Below are 23,422 nucleotides of genomic sequence, written 5' to 3'. Positions count from 1 at the left end.
TGACAATAAGATTGCGAAGCGAGGCTGCAATCATCGCTGGTTGGCCCATCCTCACGATACTGGCACGCCACAGTAACAGACCACTGTTTGAGATTTCGATACTCTCTGCTCGCACTGGGTACCGCTCAAAAGAAATTGGGTACAGAGCGTCGGCGAGTCGTTACTCCGAGGCGATGACGTCGTCGATGCGAACAATCATCGTCGCGGCTTCGGTCGCACTCTGGACGGCCTCGCGTTTGACGGCGGCGGGGTCGAGAATGCCGTACTCGGCGGGGTCGGCGATGACGCCGGTTTCGTCAGCGGCGATAATGCCAGAGAAGTTGTCTGCCTCGTGTTCACTACGGAGGTCGACAAGTGCGTCGATTGGGTCCATTCCGGTGTTCTCGGCGAGCGTGCGTGGGAGCACGTCAAGTGCGTCGGCGAATGCCTCGGCGGCGAGTTGCTGGCGACCTTCAATGCCAGCGGCACCTTCACGGACATAGTTTGCGACTGCAATCTCGGTTGCGCCGGCACCGTAGACGACGCCACCCTCTTCGAGCGCAGCGATGACGACATCGAGTGAGTCCGACAGCGCGCGTTCAAGTTCGTCGACAACGTGGTCGGTGCCACCGCGAGCAAAGACCGTCACGGCCTCTGCGGCAGCGCCGCCCTCGATGAATGCCAACTCGTCGTCGCCGAATTTCTCGACGCTGACGGTTTCGGCGTGGCCGAAGTCCTCAGTTTCGAGAGTGTCGACGGAGCCAACGCGTGCTGCGCCGGTTGCGGCCGAAACGGAGGAAACATCGCTGGAGCTGATGTCGTCGAACGTGAGAACATTCTCGTCGGCGAGGTACGCAACAACTTGGTCATCAACATCGCCGGTGACGAAGACAACGTCAGCGCCAGTCGCGACGATTTCCTCGGCGTAGGAACGAAGCTGGTCGGATTCGGCCTCGATAGCGTCGTTGAGCTGGTCGACGTTAGAGACTTGATACTCCGCGTCGATGTTGCTCTCCTGAATTTCGAGGTCGTCGTCGATAACTGCGATATCGGCATCCTCAACGGAGTGTGGCATCGCTTGACTGGAGCGCTCTTCGTCGACGATAACGCCCTCGACAAGCTCGGTCGCGCTCGATGCGGAGCCGACCTGACTGTGAATCGTCACGTTGTCGCGGTCGATACCGCCCTCGGTCTGGACGTAATCAATAGTGTCGACGACAGTCTGGGCAAGGTCCTCGGCGGTGACGCCGCCGGTTCCCTTGCCGGTCATGCTCGACTCGGCAACCTTGACAAGCTGGTCCTCGTCAAGGTCGTCATCGATAATTTCGTTTTCGATTGCTTCCTGTGCGAGCGCGGCTGCCTCGTGATACCCTTCGACGATTGTTGTAGGATGAACGTCGTCCTCGAGCAGCGTCTCTGCCTGCTTGAGAAGTTCGCCCGAAAGAATGGAAGCCGTCGTCGTTCCGTCGCCAACTTCTTCTTCTTGTGTCTCGGCGACTTCAACGAGCATCTGGGCTGCGGGTTGCTCGATATCCATTTCGTCGAGGATAGTGGCACCGTCGTTCGTAATAACGACGTCACCATCATCGGAAACGAGCATTTTGTCCATCCCGCGTGGACCCAGTGTGGTTCGTACAGATTCGCTTACTGCCTTCCCCGCTGCAATATTCGACGACTGTGCGTCGTCGCCGCGGGTTCGCTCCGTATCTTCGCTCAGAATAAACATCGGCTGTCCGCCCATGCGTCGCTGTCCAGACTGTGACATTGTGTATTACCTCGGTTAAAAGGTCGTTTGCAGTTCTACATAAATCTTATCACTCGATGAGGGTACGGTATCTGATGGCACGGTGCTGCAGGCGGCGAGAATTAAGTACCCCCAGCCGTTACGACCGATAGATGCTGGAGTTGGAGCATGGGTTTCGGATTGTTGACGTTCATGTCGAGTTGGAACCAAACGAAAGCAAGCGACCTCGGGGTATAGGTGATCCGGAGCAAATCGAGCGTGAGATGCATCAGGCGGGCATCGTCGAGTCACTTGTAATCCCGGATACGCGTGAGGGGAACTATCTCCGGGCAAACAACGCTGTGGCGCGTGTCGCTGTTGACCGGCCGTTCATCGCGTTTGCACGCATCAACGGCGTCCGAGAACCAGGGACGGGAACTGGTTCTCGCCTCCGGAATGTTGCGCGGTCCCGCGGCGACGATCACACCTCACCTGAAGAGATTAAACAGTACGCATACGAAGAACGTTTCGAGGGGTTTGCGCTCAACCCCGTCGCGGACGGCCTTCCAGATGCGGCAGTGCTCGAAGCTCTCGAAGCAGTCGACCGGCCCGTCATCACCTACGGAGGTCGTGGTTTTCCCCCAGAAACCATCGCAGAGACGCTTTTGACCTACGACTTCCCGCTCATTATTGCACACAGCGGTGGATATCCACTAGATGAGGAACTGACAAACCAGACTATCGACCTGTTAGATCGGTACGAGTCTTGTTACGTCGATACGAGCTTCGTCAGGTACCGCGACCCACTCGAACGAGCAGTTATGGAGCACCCTGATAGAGTTTTCTTTGGCAGCGGTGCGCCCGCTTCCCACCCGAACGTCGCAGTCATGGAAATCCTGACACTCGACGTTCCAGAGGATGCAATGCGGAAGGTCTTCTGGAAAAATACGTCACGAGTTATCGAACCACTCGCGCCTTAGGCACTCAGCGCCAGTCGTAGATAGTCACTACCCGGTCACCACGCGTCGACCGACCGCTCGGATTTCGCCGCGCGCTCCGGTCGCGCCGGCGTGCACCAAGTCCCGCTTTCAGACCGCCCCCAATATTCGTCAGGACGTTTTTGCCTGTCCGGAGCCACTCTGATGGTCGCGTGTCGCCGTTTCCAATTGCCCGCAGTTCGGTATAACAATCAGTGGCCGCATGCGCCAACAATCGACGAACGACAGTCGGACGGAGATTGTAGTTTTTCACGAGACGGTAGGCAAGCGACCGATATTTTGAGCTCCAATTGGTTGTCCGCTCCCCGCCGTCGGTCCCAATTTCTCGTTTGAGACGCATTCTGTCGTCCCAATCAACACGGTATGACTGGCCAGCGATCCGGTGTGCCATATCACGTGACCCACCGGTTTCGAGATACTCATCGAAGCCGTCAAACTCATCGAGGACAGCACGCATGAACGCGACGTTTCCGGGGTTAAAATACGTGACTTCTCGGCCTGCAATAGTTCGTGACTCTGGCTCTCTCATCTCAGCCTCACCGTTTGCCTGTGCAGTTGTTGGCCCAGTGACAGCATCGGCTGTTGAAAGACCGTCCTCAATTGCTTCTCTCCACGTGGGTGTTACAGTCGCTGCTTGGTCGACAAATGCGATGCAGTCTCCCGTCGCATAATCGATTCCTGCGTTTCGCGCCACGGTAACTTGCCGGTCCGCAAGTTCCACAAGCACGTCTACGTCGTCTCGGTCCTGAATCATACCTGTTGTCCCATCTGAAGACGGACCGTTGACCACGATACGCTCGGCATCGGGCGCGTGCTCGGTGAGTGAATCCAGACAGCCCGCAAGCTGATCACGGGCGTTGAGTGTCGGGACTACTACCGAGACCTCCATACCACTCTGTAATGCAGTGGGGTATTTAATTACCGCGGGCTTGGAACGAGTTTCTCCGGTGAGCTGGTATTATCGGTCCCCAAACGAGCCGTTCGAAAACACTCGCGCCCTCTTCCATTTTTAATATTGATAATAGACGGGGAGTTTTTAATCCAAGGTGTGAGAACACGTAGCCTGATGAGCGAGGCAGTAACACAGACCACAACGGACGGGTTTGGCGTCGAATCAGTTCTGAACATGATTGATCTTCCGTCGTTTATTCTTGACACAGACGGGAAAGTTATCGCACAAGATACGCAGACAATCGAACTGCTCGGGGTTGATTTCAGGGAACTGGATAATGAGGAGCTGGGTTCTATGCTCTACGAGGACGAGGCGCGAAAAACGCTTGCCGAGCGTGTTATCGAAGCGCCCTATACTGCTCATGAACACAATGCTGGAGTCGGTATTGCTGATGAAGAGTATGCACTACTCAGTGCTGACTCGACGAACGTCTACGAGGATAATTCAACGTTCCAGGGCCGCGATATCTGGTTTATCGCTGCACCTATCTTCGAGAACAACGAATTAGCTGGTGTTATAGAAATCATACAGGACATTTCGGACTCCGCTCGCCACCAGCAAGAACTGGAACAGCTGTTCGACGCAGTCATCGACACGATGGCGGAGTTCCAGCAAGGGAACCTCGATGCAGAGGTTGACTTCGATACTGAGGACACTCTGCTTGACGACAAACTTTTGCGTATTATTGAAGGCGTCGAGACGATGGGTACACAAGTCGAAGCACTCATTGAAGAGGTCCGACTTGACGTTGCCGAGCTCGACCATACAGCCGATGAGGTCGCTGACTTCGCACAGGAAATAAATGCCCTAACTGCCGAACAGGTCAACGATATCGAGCAAATATCGGCAGAAGTCAGCAATCTAAGCGCGACTGTCGAGGAAATTGCTTCAACAGCCCAAGAGGTCGAACAAACAAGTACACGTGCCGAAGAGCTTGCCACCGCTGGCAGCGAGTCAGCCCAAGACGCGGTCGAAACCATCGAAACAGTCGGCGAGTCGGCACACAATGTTGCTAGTGATGTTGACACACTCAAACAGCGCGTGGCAGAAATTGACGAGGTTGTCGAGGTTATCAACAGTATTGCCGAGCAAACGAATATGCTGGCGCTGAATGCCTCTATTGAGGCCGCTCGTGCCGGTGAAGCCGGTGAAGGGTTCGCTGTTGTCGCTGATGAGGTCAAATCCCTTGCAGAGGAGTCCCAAGAACACGCAAACGATATCGAGGAGATGGTAGCAAACATCCGCTCTGAAACAGACCAGACCGTCTCCAACTTGGAGGAGACCACCGAACGTGTCGACCACGGCGTCAAGCAGGTACAAGATGCAATGGCTCGATTCGATGACATTGTCAGTGCAGTCTCGGAGACCGCAGACGGCATTACACAAGTCGCCGACGCCACTGACGACCAGGCTGCCAGCACTGAAAAAATAGCAAATATGGTCGACCAGACTGTAAAAAAGGCCGACACCGTTTCTGGGTCAGTCGACGATATTGTCGACAGTACTGATAATCAGGCCGAAATGGTATCAGACATCAATCACACTGTCTCGGAGCTAACGAGTTCCAGATAGAGACTGGTCTGTTAGCTAGACTGGAAGTCGTCAATAGTGGGCCGTGCGTAATCACCGGGGAATGCATCGATCGAGACCTGATACTGGTCGCCACTGTCCATCTCCTTGAGTGTCACCTCGTCGTTTTCGAGGTCTTGTTCGCCGACGATGACAACCGTCTCGGCGTTGATAGCGTCGGCGTAGTCGAGTTGTGCACCGAAACTGCGCCCGGACACGTCAGCTTCGACGACATGGCCCCGCTCACGAAGTTGGCGTGCGATACGGGCGGCAACCGAACGCGTCTCCCCAACCTGCAAAACGTAGTAGTCAGTAGCGAGTTCTTCGGCGGGCCAGACGCCCGCACGTTGGAGCAACAGAGGGAGTGTCGAGTTCATCACACCCGGCGCAACACCGACAGCCGGCATCGCCGGTCCGCCGTAGGATTCGATGAGATTGTCGTATCGGCCGCCACCGAAGATTGCTCGTGATATCTCGCCTTCGGCGTCGAAACACTCGAAGACAACACCGGTGTAGTAGTCCAGACCGCGAGCAGTCTCAAGGGACACTTCACAGTACTCACGTACGCCAAAGTCCTCGGCTGCAGCGAGCACCGCTTGGAGGTTCTCGACAGCAGGTTCGACACGTTCGGTAAACGCGACAAGCTCGTTTAGGTCGTCGTTGCCAGCCGACAGCAGGTCGACGAACGTTTCGGCCTGCTCTTCGCTCAGTCCGGCGTCGACGAGTAGACGAATATACTCGTCATATTCGACTTTCTCGGACTTATCGACTGCCCGTATTGCCTCACGCACGTTAACGTCACCATCGAAGGCCTGCAGCAATTCTATGAGGATATCTCGGTGAGAGACACGAAACTCGAAGTCTTCACCAGTGAGTCCGAGGCCGGTCAGAATGTTCGCCCCGAATGCGAGAATCTCTGCGTCAGCAGCGGGGTCCGACGAGCCAAAGATGTCGACGTTGGTCTGGTTGAACTCACGGAAGCGACCTTGTTGAGGCTCTTCATACCGCCAGAAGGCGCGCGTCGAGAACCATTTGATTGGCTTGGTCAACTCTTGGCCGCGAGCGGCGACCATCCGCGCGACTGTTGGCGTCAACTCCGGCGTGAGCGAGACGTGTCGTCCCCCTTTATCCTCGAACGCGTAGAGTTCCTCGACAATTTCCTCGCCGCTTTTGTCGATATACATCTCTGCTGGCTCCATCGCAGGTGTTTCAATCTCTCGGAAGCCGTACCCTCGGGCGGTGTCTTCTATTGTATTAATGACCTCACGATAAGCTGTCATTTCTTCGGGGTATATATCTGAAAACCCCTTGATTCCGTCGTACATACTCCGCAGTTTGGGGACCGCGCGCTTGAAACCACCGTCTCAGAGTGTGGGTTATCTCGTTGCCTAAATCCCACACCCACAAGACCCATGCTCGTCGCACCAACCATCCAGCTATGGAGACAACACAACTCACTTCCAACGACGAGAACCTTATTGACCAGATTACTAAAACAAATGAAGCGACCGTCGATCTGGACTTTTTCGATGGGGCACATATTGTTGCCGCAGGCATTCGAATGACCGACGGAAGTGTGTATGAAGGCGTGAGCCTGCCGACAGCCGTCGGGCGAGCCTCATCTTGTGGTGAGCCTGTGGCGATAGGCTCAGCAATCGCTGACGGGTACAGTCACGACGACATTGTTACTTGTGCCGCAGTTTCTTATCCAATGCCGGCTCACGACGAAGACGAAACGCGCATAATTCCGCCGTGTGGGACGTGTAGAGAGATGCTCGTCGACTATAACGAAGAGATGCGCGTCATCGTTCCTGTCGAGGGCGAAAATAGAGTTGTAGAAGCTGATGAGTTGCTCCCGACACGGACGTGGTGACAACCAACGAAACGGTCGTCGAATACCTTGTCACGATACCGGACGCTATTTTTGCCGGCCACGGACGCGTGATTGGGTATGTTCGGGAAACAAGTCTTCGACGCGGTTGTCGCTGTACTCCGCAGCAATAAGCGTCCGAACTTCAGCCTCGTAATCGCCTTTTGGAATCTCCGGTGAGGGACCTGTCTCAGTCCGGAGCTTGGCTTCGACCATCGAATCAATGGCCTTGCGTCCAATGCCGGCGAGTGGGGCGAGATAGGACACATCGTATCTGTCTTCGACGCTCTGGGCGAGTGGCCGCGAGATTGTCGGCACCCGGTCGTCTCGACGAGTGCCATCCGCAACCGCATCGAACGCTAGGTCTGCAACATGTTCAACTGCGTGTTCGTGGATTGTCTGAATCCCGTTACGCGGGTAGCCGTCGTCAACAATTTGTTCGGCAGCCGCTGTTGCCACCCCACTGTCAAGGTCGACACGCTGTGTTTCGAACCCGACACTACTGCCGGCCTCCTGTGCGTGTTCGTAATCGTTGGTCACACCGAACGTACAACAGAGCAGCGTTACGTTACCGAACGGCTCCAGTAGGAGTGCAGCTAGTGTCGAGTCTTTTCCGCCGCTATAGAGGACGCCGACATCCATTCTATCGGCGTTTGATATCGAAGCTCTTGGAGTCAGGCGTAAGTTCTTTTAGAATAGCCTTCATTTTCTCTTCGTCAATTTTCCCTTGAACCCGACCGCTTTGAGCCAGCGCAATAACTTGCTGTTCGACCTGCTCACCGACTTGGGGCTTGGACATCTTAACGGTATTAAGACGCTTGCGTGCGCCATCAGTCAAGTTCTTTCGCAGAATGGCTTTCTTCTGGGCCTCTTGTTGTTGACGCTGTTGCTCGATTGCTTCTTCGTCTGGTTCTCCAGACTGTTCTTTGAGCTGTTCTTTTTTCTTCTCTCGAATTCGTTCGAGTTCGTCTTCACTAGGTTCGCCGCTCATAGATGTCTATTGGCAAGTGATTGGGAAAACGATTACGAACCGGCAAACCAGCGACCCAGATTCTTGGGTCAGAAACGGAGCCAAAGAACAAAACCATCCGAGGACCTAGGCCTGTTTATGAGTGAACGCCAGACGCAGAAAACCGACGATGTCGACTTGAACGTCGATGTCGACGTTGGGATTGATGAATCCAGCCCACCGGAAGAAAATACATCGGGTGGACTCGCTCGCTCACTGTATGGCCGCACGCTTGGGCGGGTACTTTCTAGTCGAGGTCTCGTCGTTGCCACGGTTTTAAGCGTCGTCTTCTCGGCACTGTTCAGTCTGATTCCGTTTCTTGGCTTGCTTGGGAGTCTGCTCGGCCTCGGTGGCGCTGGCTTTGCGTACGGTGCCGGTAGTAGCGAGAGTCGATATCTTGAGCTCTTGCTTGCCGGGGGCGCAGTCGGCGGTGGCTCGGCACTGCTTGGAAACCTGCTGGTGATTACGTTTGGGTCAACCGTATTGCTCGGTCTTGGGTTACTTGGTGGTGCGGGCGCGGCTGTTGTGGGCCACTACTTTGGTCGTGACTTCCGTCGTGGACTGACCCGCGACATTAACTGAGTTACGTGTCCAGATGCCACTCGTGACCGTCTCTGTATACGACCCCATCGGTGGTTAACTCCTCCAAGACTTCTTCGACAACGGAAACCGGCGCATCGAGTTTTCGACCAAGCGTTTCTGACTCTTTCGGGCCGTCTGCCAGTGCCAACAGCAGCTCTGAGATAAGGCGTGGGTCGCCATTTCCGACAGCCTCACCAAGCGCATCTCGCAACTCCATTATCTGACCTTGCGTCCAGCGCTGAGCAAGTGAGAGTTCCCGTTCCAGTTGTTTGAGGTCATTGAGTCGCAACGCGAGTTCGACGACTGTCTGGTTTGACCCGGAGAGAAGTCGCTCCGGCTCGGCTCCGTATCCCAGCTGCTGTCCGCCATTCGTTGCATTCCGACGAGACTCTTCGGCGTCGCGTTTTTGCTCTCTCTCGGCAAGCTGATTGCTTTGTTCCTCATCGTTGTTTCCGTTGACCGATTGTGTGGCCGCTTGTATCGCTTCTCGGAGTGTCTGTGTCTTGTCAGACTGCTTTGATCGACAGTCTTCGTCTGCCTCGTTGGACGGAATCTCTGCATCAAGGTCGATACTCAGACGGCGACAGGATGTCAGGTCAAGTCGTGTACTCGATGGGTAGGCACTCTTTGTGCCAAACTCGTATGGCGACACCGTTACCTCAAGACGGACATGCCGGTTGATAGAGAAGTATTTTCGTCGTCTGTCGTCTGTTCGGCTGTGAACTAATCCCGCTTCTTCGAGCTTCTGAAGGTGGTCAATAACGGCTTTCGGACTCACGCCGAGGAACTCACTTATTTCTGTCACATAACACGGCTTTCTGGCCAGCAACTGTAGAATACGGCGGCGATTTTCGTTGCCAAGTATATCGAGAAATTCCGCGGAGTCCATCTGTCGGTGATACGGCAGTCCTCAATAAAAACCTGTGGCTGTACTGCCGGACAGCAATGGGCATGAAACACCCGTTTCTCTCTTTTCGAGGAAAGTTTATAATCATTAATAATGTATTATGCACTGATGAAAAAGAATGTCGGTGGAATCGACCGAACGGGACGTATCGTGCTTGGAGTACTCGGCCTGACAGCGGGGGCAGCGATTGTCGGTGATGTACTGGAAGTCGGGCTCGCAGTTGGTGGGGTGGCTGTCCTATTTGGGCTCATTATGCTATTTACTGGAACAACACAAAAATGCCCGATAAACGAGGCAGCAGGAGTCGATACGACCGAAAACTAACCTGTCTCAAAACACGTGCTTTTATACATTGGTGTGTCGCGGACTCGCTACAAATCCACCCGACGGGAGGCCCTGATATAACTTCGTAATAAATGTTCGGCAAACATCTTTTATATACGCGCATGTTATGTGTGACCGTACCGCATGTTTGAACAGTTTTCAAGCGGCTATTACTTGGGCCGTTTGTACGTCGAGCCGAGTAGCGATGAGACAGCGAAAATGTGCCGTGAGCAACACGAACACGTAAACGAACAGCTTTATGCTGACGATGAGGGAATTGCACGACTCGATGTGCCCCTTGTGATGAAAATTGGTTCGACACACTTTGCCGTAGAAGGCAGCGACGGGGTGCCCGCAGATACACTCGCTGTGCCAGAGGGCCTGCTGGACAGGCAGACGGTCAAGAACCCACCGACGTGGAGCGAAGTGTTGTTGGCAAAGGCCGAGCACGCGTCCCGGCTACTTGGCATGGCGACTGTCGGGCACGACCAGCAGTCCGAGGGTGGAGCGTATCAGTAGTTGACGCTCAAGATGTCGCGGCCTTTTTACGCACGGGCGTTGCCGTGTGAGGTGATGCTCGACGACCTGCTGGGTCGGACAAAACTCAAAGAGCGTATCGAGAACCTTGAGGCTGAGCGCGACTCGCTCGAACAGCAACTCTCGGCCGAACAACGACGGCGCACAGAGGCAGCCACAGAGAAACAGGAGGCACAGCGTCAGGTCAACGCGCTTGAAGACCGAGTCACACAGCTCGAAGATCAGGTTGACCGCCTCCAATCTGACGAGGTAACGCTCTCTATCCGTCGGAAAACCACGCTTGCAGGTTCCCGTCTTGACGAAGTACTCTCGCGACTCTCGTCGTTCCAGACGGAACCTGAAGGCGCGCTCTCGGCGTACGTCGAGGACGGCCATAACCTCCCTGCCAAAGTGCAGGATGCGTTGGGAGACCGTGCCGCACTTGTCTCACGGGCGAGTCCATGCGTTGTGTTCGTGGACGACGCTGGTCTTGTCTCGGCCTGTCTTCGACCGCCAGTTGCGCCGGAGCCGTTTTCGGAGTGGGGGACAGAGTTTCGTTTCGACCGCGAGTGGTTTCAGCCACGTGGCCGCTACACGCTCGCGCTTGTCCGCTCTGACCTGTTCGCGATGGGGACGTACGAAAAAGACCAGCGGACAGCGTTTCACGGGTTCGATAGCGAGCTTAAGAGTCAACACTCGAAAGGTGGGTTCTCACAGGCGCGGTTTGAACGACTCCGCGATGAGCAAATAGAGAATCATCTCGACCGATGCCGGACAGCACTGGCCGAGCGAGAGACAGACCGGCTGTTTATCGTCGGCGAACGGTCAGTTCTTGGAGCCGTCGCAGATTTAGCCGACAAGACAGCAACGGTTGACGCGACTGGCAAGCCAGAGCAAGCACTCAACTCTGCGTGGGACGCGTTTTGGACTGTGCAGTTTCGCATCCTGTAGGCCTGTCGCCTGCACGGTGTGGTTACTTTTTTGTCGCTCCGATTGGTGCTTCCATATCCTCGATTGTCAACACAAGTGCGTTGTCGGTATCGTCGATACCGTCGACCTTGCCGACAATTTGGAGTTGGGACAGTGGTGTTGGCCCGACTGTCACGTCATCACCTTCACTGAAGTCGGTGAGTGAGCCCTGAAGCGTAATGTTGGCACGGCATTTCTCGGGGTGGTGGACGCTCGTCAGGTCTATCTCCGCGACGTTTGCTTTCTCGACTTGCTCTCCATTATGAGCCAGCGGTACATCTGCTGCTTGGTCCATATCCTGGATATCGAGGGCTTTGTATGCCGTCGATGTTGGCTTATACCCGCCTTTTGGCCCAGGTACGCCTTCGACAAGTTGGAGCGCCTTTAGGCTCTGCATCTGGTTGCGAACGGTTCCAGCGTTGCGGTCAACCTGCTCGGCGATTTCTTCCCCCTTCACAGCTTGCTCGGCTTCCCTATAGAGGTTAACGAGTTCCTGCAGAATCGTTTGCTGACTGGACGTCAACTCGATAGATGACATGCTGAAAAATTCGTCAGTTTCGTCCTTAAACCCGGCGGTCTGATAAAAACCGCCCATCACTCTACAGCAGTAGTTTGCTGTCTCGACGGTCAAGCGAATCCCTTTTTTTGGTTCCGCGTCAGTCGCCAGTATGGACAGGACAGTTGAAATTCTTGGGGTCCCGATGGACCTCGGAGCTGATAGACGGGGTGTAGATATGGGACCGTCAGCTATTCGATACGGGGGACTCAGCGATGAACTTGACGCAATCGACCAAGCGACAGCCGATAGTGGCGATGTCACAGTGCCACGGCCCGAATCGGGTGACCCTGATGCTGGGGACACTCTCGGTGGGAAAGCAAAGTACCTCGACGAAACCCGGACAGTCTGTAAACGCGTTGCCGAACGTGTGAGAAAAGCCCACGAGGCCGGACGGTTCCCGCTGGTACTCGGTGGCGACCACTCTATTGCAATTGGAACAGCCAACGGGAGTACTCGTGACCAGTCGACAGGTATTATCTGGTTCGACGCACACGCTGACCTCAACACGCCTGAGACCACGCCAAGTGGCAACATCCACGGGATGCCACTCGGAGCAATTCTCGGCCGTGGCCCGTTCGACGGCAAAGAGTGGGCGCACTGCCCCAACGTCGACCCTTCGAACGTGGCGATGGTCGGCCTCCGAAGCGTCGACGAAGGTGAACAGAAGTACATCCAAGACAGTGCAATTCACGCGTACTCGATGTCAGATATCGACGAGCACGGTATTACAACAGTAACACAGAACGCACTCGATGCGGTGCTCGATGATATCGACCAGTTGTATGTCAGCTTCGACATGGACTTTCTTGACCCAGATGAAGCTCCGGGTGTCGGAACACCCGTCCGGGGTGGGATTTCTTACCGTGAAGGCCACGCTGCTCTGGAACTGGTTTACAGAGAGGCCGCAGAGATTCTCTGTGCGCTCGATATGGTTGAAGTGAACCCGATTCTCGACAGGCAAAACCGCACCGCAGAACTCGCCTGTGAACTCGCTGCGAGCGCGCTTGGCAAACGAATTCTCTGAAATTACAAGCCCAACAGCGCGCCGACGACTAGTCCGAGAATCAGGAGTATGCCAACGACGACAAAGAACGCATTCTCGCGGTCGATACTGCCCGGTTCGAGTGGCTGGTGTGTCTCTAATGTCCCGGCGACGTTGCTATTTGGCTTGCCGTTTTCGGTGTCGGTCGCTGGCAAGTCGTCGAGCGAAAACCGCCACTCGTCTTCCTGTTCATCTTCTGCCAGCGTTCCGGAGGCAGACTGTGGTGGACCGTCATCATCGGACCGTTCTCCGTTCCCTGGCGTATCTGGCTCGTCACTACCGGTTCCCATCGGGTCCAGATAATCCCTCAGGGGACAAAACCGCAACGCTACCGAATGCGTGTGCCAAGCGGGGCGTCCTCGTGGGTTGTCAGCAGGTCGGCCTCGTCGCCTGCTGCGAGGACCATTCCGTTGGATTCGAAGCCAAAGAGTTCAGCTTGCTCCATGTTTGCGAGCAAAACGACACGTGTCTCGGGCAATGTTTCAACATCGTGGAGCTGTTTAAGACCGGCAACAACCTGCCGTGTTTCGACGCCGATATCGACTTCGAGCCTGACGAGTTCGTCGGCGTCCTCGATTGGCTCTGCGTCGACAATCTCACCGACGCGCATATCGATTCCTTTGAACTGTTCGAAGCTGATACGGTCGTCCTCGATGGGGTCAATCTCAGTCATCTGTGTTTCCTCGTCGTCAGAGTCGTCGTCCTCATCTTTGCTCGTCTTCTCGATACGTTCACGAAGCTGCTGATTCAGGTCTTCGATTGTCTCGTCTTCGACTTGGTTGAACAGTTCGCTCGGGTCACCGAACTCGTCGGATGGTGTCGCGAGCGCTTCCTCTAGCCCAACTGCTGTGACGTCGCCATCTTCACCGAGCTGGTCCCAGAGAGCAGACGCCTTCTCTGGCATAATCGGCTGCATGAGAACGGCACAGGCCTTGGTCAACTGGACACAGTCACGGATAACAACAGCTGCCGCCTCGGGGTCATCGCTGATGAGGTTCCATGGCTCGTTGCGCTGGATGTATTCATTGCCAAAGTCCGCAAGATCGATGGCAACTTCGCCGACCGTCCGCACATCAGACTCATTAACAGCCGTCTGGAAGGTCTCGATTGCGTCCTCGATGCGTTCTTGGACCTCTGTGCTGGGGTCGACATCTGGGGTTCCGTCGTAGTTGCGGTTGGCAAAGAGCAGCCCACGGTAACAGAAGTTGCCCAGATTGCCGACGAGTTCGCCGTTGACCCGTTCGGCAAAGCGGTCCCACGAAAAGTCGATGTCCGACTCGACGCCCGACCCCGTGGTGAGATAGTACCGCAGCAGGTCCGGGTGGAAGCCAGTATCGAGGTACTCTTTCGCCCAGATAGCTCGGTTTCGCGAGGTCGATAGCGACTTGCCGTCGATGCCGACGAATCCTGTTGCGATGACTGACCGCGGTTCGTTGTACCCCGCACCGCGGAGCATCGCTGGCCAGTAGACGCAGTGGTGCTGGATAATGTCTGTTCCGATGACGTGGATAATCTCACCGTTGTCGTCGCTCCATTCCACGTCCCACTCGGTATCTGGGTGTGTCTCGCCGTCGAGTTTCCAGACCTCCTCCCAGTCGAAGACATCTGTTCCGACCTGTTCGGAGTACTGTTTGGTTGCAGAGACGTACTCGATAGGGGCGTCAACCCAGACATAAAGCACGAGATCCTCGCGGTCGTCACCGGGATAATCAACCCCCCAGTCCATATCTCGCGTGATACAGAGGTCCTGTAACTCGCCTTCAATCCACTCGCGGGGCTGGTTGCTGGCTTTCTCTGTTCCTTCGAGTCGGTCGATGAACTCCTGCAGATACTCTTGGAAATCAGAAAGACGGAGGAATTTGTGTGGCTGTTTCCGGTACTCTGCCGGGTTGCCAGTTCTGACACTCACTGGGTCCTCGATTTCGCCCGGTTCGAGATGTCGCTGACAGCCTTCATCACACTCGTCGCCGCGGGCTTTCTCCCCGCAGTGTGGGCAGGTTCCCTCGACGAATCGGTCTGGCAGCGCCTCGTCTGCTTCCGCATCCCACGCGACCTCGATTTCTTTCTCGACGATGTACTCCTCGTCCAACCACGTCTGGACAAACTCCTGTGTTGTCTCCGTGTTTGTTTCGTCGTGCGTGTGTCCGTAGTGGTCAAATTCGACGTTGAACTCGGGGAATGTCTCCTCGTATTGCTCGTGGTATTCGAGTGCCAACTCCTCGGGGTTACGCCCTTGTTTTGCGGCATTGACTGCGATAGGCGTCCCATGCATGTCGGACCCGCAGACGAATGCGGTCTGTTGGCCGATGCGGCGGAGTCCGCGAGCGTACACATCCCCGGTTACATACCCAAGCAGGTGGCCAACGTGAAGGTCACCGTTCGCGTACGGTAACCCCACTGTCACCACTGCTGGCTGTTCCGTGGGTAGTTCCTCGTGGCTCATACCCAAACGTGTGTGATGCGGTGTAAAAAGAAAGCCGGTTCTGGAAATGGGCAACTGTTGCCTCAATCACAGGTAACAATTCTTTTTCCCTTGCATCTTCTCCGTTTAACTGCTATGGAAGACCCACTGACGAAGCGACGACGGTTCCTACAAAGTGCCGCTGTAAGCGGTACTGCCCTTCTTGCTGGCTGTTCAGGTATTTTGGACTCTGAAGAATCTGCTGACGACAAAGCACCGGAAGCAGCCACACAAAGTTCTCAGTCAGACGAAGACGGCGGCTCTAACGAAGACGGCGGCTCCGACGAAGACAACGGTATCGTCCCCGGTGAAGGAGATACTCGAAGTATTGGGATTGTCAGCGAACCGGACCAACAAGCAGTTAAAAAACTGCGACAGCAAGTGCAGGCTGGTGAACTCAGCCAGTCAGAAGCTATCCAGCGCCAACAAGAACTGATTCAGGAGGCACTCACTGCACTCAAAGAAGCTCTCCAATCGCAAACCGATATCGAAGTGAACGAAGAGTATGGCCAAATTGGTGCAATGAAGATTACCGGTGATCCATACGAGCTTATCGATTCGCTCACCTCGGCAAAGGCGTCAGCTCTCGTTTCGCCGGAGCAACTGCAGTCCCCGCAGCAACCCACTGGATGAGAACCTCCAGGCCGTCAACGGCGCGATTTTCTCGCTAAAGGAACTCAGTTTGTGCTCTTCGAGGATTTTCCCTCGATTCATAGCCAGAGAACTTTTTGCCGAGTCATTTTTGTTCCGACTGTTCATACGCTGTCTCAATGTCACACTCTGAGGAGAAGATACTAGCTGCTGTCGAGGCTGTTGTTTTCGATATTGACGGGACGCTCTGTGAGTACGAGCGGTCGACCGCCACCCTCCTGCCGCTCGCTTTTGACCGTGCTGGCGTCGAACCGTTCTTTTCGTCTCAAGAGTACGTCGAGCGGTACGAAACATTCCTTGAGGACAGTGACGATGTCGATGACCACCGCGAGGCCTGCTTCACCGATATCGCACAGGAGAAAGGCCGAGACCCTGAAACTGCTCGGGCCGTTGCCCGTGCGTACGCAGCAGAACGCGACCACACGAGAATCGGCTGGCTCGACGGCGCACAGGAACTTCTCGACAATCTCACTGGGGAGTACCGGCTTGCCGCCGTCACGAACGGTGGCCCGGGCATGCAATCACAGAAACTCGAAACACTGGGCATCGACTGCTTTGAGACGGTCGTCCATGCAGGCTACGACACGGCGGCAAAGCCGGACCCAGAACCCTTCGAGACAGCGCTGTCGGCTGTCAATACCGACCCCGAACAGGCAATTTACGTTGGTAACAGCCTCCAAGCCGACGTTGTCGGTGCACACAATGCTGGCATCAGTGCTGCTTGGATTGCCAACGGTGAGACAACGGACCCAACACCGACTCCGGAGTACGTTCTTGAATCACCCGGTGACTTGCTCGATATGCTCTGTGTTTCCTCCCAGTGAGCACGCTCACTTGAGTTGGAGTGTTCGTTGATGAGTATCCTCGACGAACAGGTCGGCAGTCAGCCTGTCCTCGAAATCGAGCAATGCCCACGTGCCGGTGACGGGACGGTCTTCGGTTTCCTTGCTGACGGCGTTAACCGAAAGGTGAGGGACGCCTCGGTATCGAAGCGCTGTCGTCTGGTGGATATGTCCGCTGACTGTCGCGCGGGCCGCCGGACAGACTGTGTCGAGTACCGCCTGCTGGTTTCGGAGGAATGCCCGTGCCGGTGCGTCTGAGAACCAGGGATTGTTCCGTAGCGAAAACGGGGCGATAGGATGGTGAACTAAGACGACTGGCTCCGAATCCATCGTCGTTGCTACCCATTCACGCTGACTTTCATCAACTTCTCCGAGTACTCGGTGATCGCCCATCTGAGAATCGAGATAGACAAAAGTGGTGTCGTCGATAGTTAGCTGTCCGTAAAACGTCTCTTGACCAACGATCTCACCGATTTCGGCCCGTGTGAGGTTGACCGTATCGTGGTTTCCAAGCAGGTAGGTGACCTGAAACGGAGCCAGCAACTCAGCAACCAGTTCGACGTGTTCTTTGTCGGTGTCTGGGTCGTCGCTGTCCTGAATGAGGTCTCCCAAAACGAATACGTGGTCGGGATTATGATGCGACAACGTCTCATAGATAGTCAAAAGACTGTCGGCCACCTCAGACCGATACTCTGTCCGCATGTGTATGTCGGTGAGAATCCCAACCGTTGTCACATCTGTCGATGAGGGCGGTTGCGTATAGGTATTTTTGCTTTTATCATGACCGTCAGAACCAGTCGAGGTCAGCAACGAACGACCGGAGCATCGACCGCGTTACATGAGGCATACAGACGATACGCAGTTCGCCGCTACCGGTTTTGGACACGCGCCAGCCGCGGTCACGGAGTTCGTCTGTCATTGGCACTGATAGATCAGCTGTCACAAGCGGGAGTTCCGGGCCAAACACATCGTGGCCCCGAGCTTCGAGTTGCTCTGCGAGCCACGCGGCGTTATCCATCGATATCTCGTATTGCTCGCGGTAGCCACCAGGCCAGAGTGCCTCCATCGCCGCAACGGAGCTTGCAACACCAGCGCCGCTCCGGGTGCCGGTGAGCGTTATCTGAGATGTCGTTTCCAGATATGGCGTGTCGATAGCGAGTGGATCGAATATCTCTGCTGAGCGGGCGAGCAAGCCCCCCGCTGGGACCGCAGCCTGCCCGACTTTATGCGGGTCGATAGTCAGCGTGTCGATATCGGCCTGTTCGAACTGCCAGTCTTTATCGGTGAACGGGAGATAGAACCCGCCCCAGGCGGCGTCAACGTGACACAGCGCGTCGGCGTCGTTCGCCAACTCGGCAATTTCGGGAATTGGGTCGACCACGCCGTACTCCGTCGAGCCAGCGACGCCAACCAGTGCTACAGTGTCTCTATCGACGAGTTCGTTCATCGCGCCGACGTTCGCACGGTGGTTTTTCATCGGTGCTGTCCGGAGTTCGACATCCAGAAGCTCTGCTGCCTTTCGGAAACTAAAATGTGCGCTCTTGGGCGCGACAACGTTTGGATTGTTCGTCTCAGCGCGGTTCCGGGCAATTCGAACCGCCTGAATGTTGGCTTCTGTGCCGCCGCTAGTGATGTATCCTGCCGGGTCTGATAGCCCGGTTATGGCCCCGAGAAGCTCGATAGCCCGCCCTTCTAGGTCGGCAACCGTCTGGTAGGTTCCGGGGTCGCCAGGGTTTGTGGCGAGGAAACGCTCGGCGGCCTCGCGGGCCACCGGGTGTGGTTCGGTACACATCGATGTGAGGACGCGGTCAAAATCCTGTGGTTGCATCCCCTCGATACCCGCCTGCTGTACCTTCTGCATAGACAGTTTTTGGAGAGGAAATGGTTTAGCTTCTGTGGTCTCCCCAGCAGAGAGACGCCAGCAACGCTACCGAACGGACTCAAGCAACAGGCGCTGCTCGACCCGCTTGACCTCGTGTTGCACGTCGCGGACAGCGTCGATATTTGCACTGATCGAGGTGACCCCTTCTTCGACGAGATAGCGAACCATCTCGGGGTCTGAGCCAGCTTGCCCACAGATGCTCGTACTCACATTGTGCTCACGACAGACATCAATCGTGTCGGAGATGAGGTCGAGCACCGCCGGATGCATCGCCTCGTACCGGTCTGCGACGCGCTCGTTGTTGCGGTCGATAGCGAGCGTGTACTGGACAAGGTCATTTGTCCCAAAGCTGACGAAGTCGACACCAGATTTGGCAATCGCATCAGCAGAGAGTGCAGCTGCTGGCGTCTCTATCATCGCGCCCCAGGTCCGTTTGTTCGTGTCGATACCTACGTCTTTCATCATGCGCTTTGCCCGGTGAATGTCTTCTGCGTCGTTGATTAGCGGGAGCATGATCTCGACGTTGTCGTAGCCCAACTCGTACAGCTTTCGGAACGCATCGAGCTCGTGACGGAACGCCTCGGGCTTGTCGAGACTGCGCCGAATGCCCCGATACCCCAGCATTGGATTGTGCTCGACAGGTTCATCCTCACCACCTTCGAGCTGGCGGAACTCATCGGTCGGTGCGTCGAGGGTCCGAACACGGACTGGGCGCGGATAAAACTCGTCTGCGACGGTCCGAACCCCTTCGACGAGTGCTTCGATATACTCGCCTTTGCTGTTATCGGCGATGAATTTCTCGGGTGTCTTGTCGAGCGAGAGTATCACGTGTTCGATACGGAGCAGCCCGACACCATCGGCTCCAGTGGCCGCTGCACGCTCGGCTGCAGAGGGAATTGAGACATTCACTTTCACCTCGGTCGCGGTCATCGGCTTGACCGGTGTATCGGGGCGCACCTGTTCGACGGCATCCTCGTCATCTGCTTTTGTCTCGGTGTTTCCGCCTGCTGTGATGGTCCCTTTATCGCCGTCGATAGTTACCAGTTGCCCATCTGTCAGCTCTTCGGTGCCGGTTTCAGTCCCGACGACGGCCGGAACACCAAGCTCCCGTGAGACAATTGCTGCATGAGAGGTTGTTCCACCCTCGTTAGTGACGATGCCTGCCCCTCGCTTCATCGCCGGCACCATATCGGGTGTGGTCATCTCGGTAACGATAATATCGCCCTCCTCTACCTTGTCGAGTTGGTCGAGCTTGGTGACAAGACGGACTTCTCCGGATGCTTGGCCGGGTGTCGCGCCAAGCCCGGATAAGATAAGCTCACTGTCCTCGCTGCCCCCAGCGAGACCAGTTCCGGTTCCCTCATCGGAGGCACTTCCCTGTGTTGGCTCTTCTGCTTCGTCTATCGTGGTAATTGGCCTTGACTGGAGCAAATACACATCACCGTCGTGAACTGCCCACTCCACGTCCTGAGGTTGGCCGTAGTATTCCTCAATCATTTCACCAGTTTCACGAAGCTCTGTGAGCTCAGCCTCAGAGAGGACCCGCTCGCTTTGCTTGTCATCTGGGACCTCGCGCTCGACAGTCTCGCCGGTTTCGGCATCTCGGACGTGCATTACCTTCTTTTCGGCGATCGTCTTCGCCTTTAGATCTCCTGTCGACCGCTCGATAACGTAGTTATCGGGCGTGACAGCTCCTGAGACAACAGCTTCGCCAAGACCCCACGCAGCCTCGATTGTGATTTCTGGTGCACCAGTCGAGGGGTTACTTGTGAACATAACGCCACTTTTGTCGGCGTCGACCATCTCTTGGATGACGACAGCAATATCGACTTTGTGGTGATTAAACCCCTGTTCTTGACGATAGTACAGTGCTCGGTGCGTAAACAGCGATGCCCAACATTCACGGACGCGGTCGACGACACTTTCGCGGGTAATGTTGAGGAACGTCTCTTGTTGGCCTGCAAAGGACGCACCTTCTAGGTCTTCGAGCGTCGCCGATGACCGCACAGCAACCGAGGCATCCTCGCCGACTGTGTCAAAAGCGTCGAGGATTTCCTCGCGAAGCGAGTCGGGCATTGGTGTTTCGGTAATAAGCTCTTGGGCCTCTTTTGCGGCCGTTGCGAGGTCCGGGTCGTCAGCCCCCACGCCGACGATGTCGAACAGTTCTTCGTCGATACCAGTTTCTTCGATAAACGCACGATACGTCTCGGTCGGGACAACGAATGCCGGTGGTACAGGCAAGTCAGCAGCCCACATCTCGCCAAGCGAGGCAGCTTTGCCACCAACCGTATCGAGGTCATCGCCCCCGATATCGTCCAGCCAGAGTACAGCCATAGCGTATGTGATGCAACTTCAAGCACGATAAAGAAGCTTCTGGACTGTCCAAGCCAGGCCCGGACTGTTCTCTTTTCGAGTGAGATACTCCCGCTTAGAGCTCGATAATATCACTGCCGTCATTCGGTTCTGGGACCGAAACTGTCGTCTCCGACACCGTCAGTCCACGGCCCCCAACATGTGAACTAGTGTCGAGCGTGGTCTCAATGGTCCCCGGCCGGTCACGGAAGTACCCACACTCAACCCGGAGTGTCTCGATATCACCGTCGAAGGCATTGTGCTTCCCAAGATACTGGCCACATCCAGCGACTGCAACCCCACTTGTGGCTCGCTCGCACGCATGTGTTGCCGGGTCGAAGAGACGAACTTGCACATCTGATCGCCGGCCAAGCGTATCGAAGGTAAATGCACACACCCTCGTACTCCCTGTCTCTGAGAGCACGGCCGCCAGTGTTTCCCGGTCTGGCGAGCAGGCACCGAGGTCATCAATGAACCCGACGGGGACAAATAGTGTCCCGCCGAACCGCTTCGCTCGTGCGACAGGTAACTCCTCAGTGACGTTCGACAGTGCCTCGACTGTCACGTCCAACGCAGGGGCGACTCTGTCAAGAGAAACCGATACGGGTTCGATACGCTGGTCCGGTATTTCAACACGAACATCTCGCGAGCCATCATACCCTACGGGATACTCGGTCTCTTTGCCATCGCTGCTGATTACCGTTATCGCTGTCTCATCGTCTCTCTTGTTGTGCTCTGCTAGTGCTGTCCAGCCCGCGACAGCACCCGCAACGAAGCCATGTGTCCCCTCGTGCTCTACGTACCGCACGCCGTCGTCGCTGAGTGAAACAGCGCCATCGGCTCCGAACTCGTCGGCAATCGAACGAAGCTGTGACTGGGTTGTGTCGTCGAGAACGACCGGCACAGGGACACCCGCCAGTGGCTCGTCGGCGAATGCATCGACCAGCAGTAGTTGTTTTTTCTCCATACATCGTTCTCTCCCCGTGTGTTCAAGAATCCTATCCTCTCGGTGATTGGTTCAGTTGTTTGTTGTAATAGTACACGTCAAAAGATGGCTGCATGTCCGAGTACCGTGCTACTTATTCGGTATGCTTTGGGACACTGCGCTGGCCAAGCCACGAACAGACCTCCGGCCAGAGCTCACTGTGTGCACGCCCGGAAACAGAAATTCCAATATGGCCTGCAGGGAACTCGACGATGTGTTCGTCGTCCGTAGCGACAACATTGTTGAGAACTGTGCTTGACTCGGGTGGAACGATATGGTCTTGTGTTCCGACAATCTGGAGAAGTGGAACCGTTAGCTCACTTGGCGTCACTGTCTCGCCGCCGAGCGATATCTCTCCTTCGATGAGCCGGTTATTCCGGTAGACATCATCGACAAACTCTCTGAACACGCGCCCGGCAACGTCGACGCCGTCCCACGTCCAGCGCTCCATCCGGGCAAACATTTCGACGAAGTCTTCATCTTCGATGTTCTCAAAAAACCGGATATATTTCGAGAGGAGGTTCTCGACAGGCTCCATCAGCGCGAACTGGCTTGCAAGTAGCTCTGCAGGGACATTTCCGTAGGTCTCGGTGACGGTCTTTGGGTCATAGAAGCGGGCCCAGCGTTCGAGCAACCCACCTGTCTCGTCGAAGACAACTGGCGTCGCCATAGCTGAAAGTGTTCGGACGTTGTCCGAAAAAAGTGATGCGTACATGATAGCGAGGCTTCCACCCATACAGTAGCCCAACAGATGAACGGACTCGACGCCTGCTCGGTCACAGATGGTCGCTACACAGTTATCGATATATCGGCAGACGTAGTCTTCGAGGCCGAGCGCCGTATCGAGGCGTGATGGCTCACCCCAATCGATGAGGTACACCTCGAAGCCGGCCTCGAGCAACGCTTTGATGACACTCCGGTCTGGTTGTAAATCAAGGATATAGGGTCGATTAACCAGTGCATAGACAAGACAGATTGGTGTCGCAAATCGCTGCTCATCCGGCTCGTATCGGTGAACTTCGAGCTTGTTTTCCTCGTAAATAATTTCGCTGGATGTCTGGCCGACCGCGGACGTCATCATTGTCATCATCCGCTCGGGTGTAACTGTTCCGCGTTCGATTGCCCTCACACCGAGGTGTGCGAGATGACGCTGGATATATGGTGACGGTGGCTCCTCCCAGCTCACGAGCGACACCTCCGAAAAAGCCAATTTGAGCTATCTCCTAGCCGCTGGGCGAACACTTTTTGTT

Annotated in this window: 24 protein-coding genes and 1 pseudogene; 10 read left to right on the top strand and 15 right to left on the bottom strand. The window is 55.6% G+C overall.

Going from position 1 to position 23,422, the window contains the following annotated elements; genetic code table 11:
• Positions 1–160 precede the first annotated feature (160 nt).
• A complete protein-coding gene (thsA, locus tag N5098_RS12965; protein WP_267638509.1) occupies positions 161–1,720 on the bottom strand; it encodes a thermosome subunit alpha in 1,560 nt (519 codons plus the stop codon).
• 155 nt (positions 1,721–1,875) lie between these two features.
• Here thsA and N5098_RS12960 point away from each other — a divergent pair, with 155 nt between their 5' ends.
• Positions 1,876–2,682: an amidohydrolase family protein gene (locus N5098_RS12960; RefSeq protein WP_267638300.1), complete on the top strand. Its 807-nt coding sequence runs from the start codon at positions 1,876–1,878 to the stop codon at positions 2,680–2,682.
• A 4-nt stretch (positions 2,683–2,686) separates the two neighbouring features.
• Here the strand turns inward: N5098_RS12960 and N5098_RS12955 are convergent, their stop codons facing one another.
• On the bottom strand, positions 2,687–3,589 hold the full coding sequence (locus tag N5098_RS12955; RefSeq protein WP_267638299.1) for a glycosyltransferase family 2 protein: 903 nt from the start codon (positions 3,587–3,589) through the stop codon (positions 2,687–2,689).
• Between the two features lie 177 nt (positions 3,590–3,766).
• Between N5098_RS12955 and N5098_RS12950 the strand changes: the two genes are divergently transcribed.
• Positions 3,767–5,224: a methyl-accepting chemotaxis protein gene (locus N5098_RS12950; RefSeq protein ID WP_267638298.1), complete on the top strand. Its 1,458-nt coding sequence runs from the start codon at positions 3,767–3,769 to the stop codon at positions 5,222–5,224.
• Between the two features lie 11 nt (positions 5,225–5,235).
• Here the strand turns inward: N5098_RS12950 and hisS are convergent, their stop codons facing one another.
• Entirely contained in the window at positions 5,236–6,546 is a 1,311-nt protein-coding gene (gene hisS / locus N5098_RS12945) for a histidine--tRNA ligase (protein ID WP_267638297.1), read from the bottom strand.
• A gap of 113 nt (positions 6,547–6,659) precedes the next feature.
• Between hisS and N5098_RS12940 the strand changes: the two genes are divergently transcribed.
• On the top strand, positions 6,660–7,094 hold the full coding sequence (locus tag N5098_RS12940) for a cytidine/deoxycytidylate deaminase family protein (RefSeq protein ID WP_267638296.1): 435 nt from the start codon (positions 6,660–6,662) through the stop codon (positions 7,092–7,094).
• 45 nt (positions 7,095–7,139) lie between these two features.
• Here N5098_RS12940 and N5098_RS12935 read toward each other — a convergent pair whose 3' ends face one another.
• Positions 7,140–7,733, bottom strand: coding sequence for a DUF7411 family protein (locus N5098_RS12935; RefSeq protein WP_267638295.1), 594 nt, complete (start codon positions 7,731–7,733; stop codon positions 7,140–7,142).
• 1 nt (position 7,734) lies between these two features.
• On the bottom strand, positions 7,735–8,082 hold the full coding sequence (locus N5098_RS12930; protein ID WP_267638294.1) for a DNA-binding protein: 348 nt from the start codon (positions 8,080–8,082) through the stop codon (positions 7,735–7,737).
• Between the two features lie 117 nt (positions 8,083–8,199).
• Between N5098_RS12930 and N5098_RS12925 the strand changes: the two genes are divergently transcribed.
• Positions 8,200–8,682: a DUF8526 domain-containing protein gene (locus tag N5098_RS12925; RefSeq protein WP_267638293.1), complete on the top strand. Its 483-nt coding sequence runs from the start codon at positions 8,200–8,202 to the stop codon at positions 8,680–8,682.
• Between the two features lies 1 nt (position 8,683).
• On the opposite strand, the gene N5098_RS17705 is transcribed toward N5098_RS12925, so the two are convergent.
• Positions 8,684–9,253 (bottom strand): hypothetical protein, encoded by a 570-nt coding sequence (locus tag N5098_RS17705; protein WP_438267333.1) that lies wholly within the window; start codon positions 9,251–9,253, stop codon positions 8,684–8,686.
• A pseudogene (locus tag N5098_RS12920) lies at positions 9,242–9,571 on the bottom strand (ArsR/SmtB family transcription factor); the annotation flags it as partial. The gene N5098_RS17705 and the pseudogene N5098_RS12920, both read right to left, overlap by 12 nt.
• 126 nt (positions 9,572–9,697) lie before the next feature.
• Here N5098_RS12920 and N5098_RS12915 point away from each other — a divergent pair.
• From N5098_RS12915 to N5098_RS12905, 3 genes are all read left to right on the top strand, one after another.
• Positions 9,698–9,913, top strand: coding sequence for a YgaP family membrane protein (locus N5098_RS12915; RefSeq protein ID WP_267638292.1), 216 nt, complete (start codon positions 9,698–9,700; stop codon positions 9,911–9,913).
• A 144-nt stretch (positions 9,914–10,057) separates the two neighbouring features.
• Entirely contained in the window at positions 10,058–10,432 is a 375-nt protein-coding gene (locus N5098_RS12910; protein ID WP_267638291.1) for a DUF5802 family protein, read from the top strand.
• 54 nt (positions 10,433–10,486) lie between these two features.
• Complete coding sequence (locus tag N5098_RS12905; RefSeq protein WP_267638508.1) at positions 10,487–11,380, top strand: Vms1/Ankzf1 family peptidyl-tRNA hydrolase; 894 nt, start codon at positions 10,487–10,489, stop codon at positions 11,378–11,380.
• Between the two features lie 22 nt (positions 11,381–11,402).
• Here the strand turns inward: N5098_RS12905 and N5098_RS12900 are convergent, their stop codons facing one another.
• Positions 11,403–11,936 carry an Rrf2 family transcriptional regulator gene (locus tag N5098_RS12900; RefSeq protein ID WP_267638290.1) on the bottom strand — a complete coding sequence of 178 codons (534 nt, stop codon included), beginning with the start codon at positions 11,934–11,936 and terminating at the stop codon, positions 11,403–11,405.
• A 130-nt stretch (positions 11,937–12,066) separates the two neighbouring features.
• Here N5098_RS12900 and rocF point away from each other — a divergent pair, with 130 nt between their 5' ends.
• Complete coding sequence (gene rocF / locus N5098_RS12895; protein ID WP_267638289.1) at positions 12,067–12,981, top strand: arginase; 915 nt, start codon at positions 12,067–12,069, stop codon at positions 12,979–12,981.
• 2 nt (positions 12,982–12,983) lie between these two features.
• Here the strand turns inward: rocF and N5098_RS12890 are convergent, their stop codons facing one another.
• Together N5098_RS12890 and metG are read right to left on the bottom strand one after the other, a co-directional pair.
• Complete coding sequence (locus N5098_RS12890; RefSeq protein WP_267638288.1) at positions 12,984–13,289, bottom strand: DUF7312 domain-containing protein; 306 nt, start codon at positions 13,287–13,289, stop codon at positions 12,984–12,986.
• 38 nt (positions 13,290–13,327) lie between these two features.
• The gene (metG, locus tag N5098_RS12885; RefSeq protein WP_267638287.1) at positions 13,328–15,442 is read right to left on the bottom strand and encodes a methionine--tRNA ligase; all 2,115 of its coding nucleotides are present in this window, start codon (positions 15,440–15,442) and stop codon (positions 13,328–13,330) included.
• Positions 15,443–15,556: 114 nt separating this feature from the next.
• Here metG and N5098_RS12880 point away from each other — a divergent pair, with 114 nt between their 5' ends.
• Positions 15,557–16,093 carry a hypothetical protein gene (locus N5098_RS12880; protein ID WP_267638286.1) on the top strand — a complete coding sequence of 179 codons (537 nt, stop codon included), beginning with the start codon at positions 15,557–15,559 and terminating at the stop codon, positions 16,091–16,093.
• Between the two features lie 137 nt (positions 16,094–16,230).
• Positions 16,231–16,935, top strand: coding sequence for an HAD family hydrolase (locus N5098_RS12875; protein WP_267638285.1), 705 nt, complete (start codon positions 16,231–16,233; stop codon positions 16,933–16,935).
• Positions 16,936–16,941: 6 nt separating this feature from the next.
• Here N5098_RS12875 and N5098_RS12870 read toward each other — a convergent pair whose 3' ends face one another.
• From N5098_RS12870 to phaC, 5 genes are all read right to left on the bottom strand, one after another.
• The gene (locus N5098_RS12870; protein WP_267638284.1) at positions 16,942–17,688 is read right to left on the bottom strand and encodes a metallophosphoesterase family protein; all 747 of its coding nucleotides are present in this window, start codon (positions 17,686–17,688) and stop codon (positions 16,942–16,944) included.
• A gap of 52 nt (positions 17,689–17,740) precedes the next feature.
• Positions 17,741–18,814 carry a tyrosine decarboxylase MfnA gene (gene mfnA, locus N5098_RS12865; protein WP_267638283.1) on the bottom strand — a complete coding sequence of 358 codons (1,074 nt, stop codon included), beginning with the start codon at positions 18,812–18,814 and terminating at the stop codon, positions 17,741–17,743.
• 66 nt (positions 18,815–18,880) lie between these two features.
• Positions 18,881–21,169 (bottom strand): phosphoenolpyruvate synthase, encoded by a 2,289-nt coding sequence (gene ppsA, locus N5098_RS12860; protein WP_267638282.1) that lies wholly within the window; start codon positions 21,167–21,169, stop codon positions 18,881–18,883.
• Positions 21,170–21,263: 94 nt separating this feature from the next.
• Positions 21,264–22,154, bottom strand: coding sequence for a PhzF family phenazine biosynthesis protein (locus tag N5098_RS12855; RefSeq protein ID WP_267638281.1), 891 nt, complete (start codon positions 22,152–22,154; stop codon positions 21,264–21,266).
• A gap of 112 nt (positions 22,155–22,266) precedes the next feature.
• Complete coding sequence (gene phaC, locus N5098_RS12850) at positions 22,267–23,358, bottom strand: class III poly(R)-hydroxyalkanoic acid synthase subunit PhaC (protein WP_267638280.1); 1,092 nt, start codon at positions 23,356–23,358, stop codon at positions 22,267–22,269.
• Between the last annotated feature and the right edge of the window lie 64 nt (positions 23,359–23,422).

Source organism: Halovenus rubra (assembly GCF_026586665.1).
GTDB lineage: Archaea > Halobacteriota > Halobacteria > Halobacteriales > Haloarculaceae > Halovenus > Halovenus rubra.
This window is presented reverse-complemented; position numbering and strand designations above follow the sequence as displayed.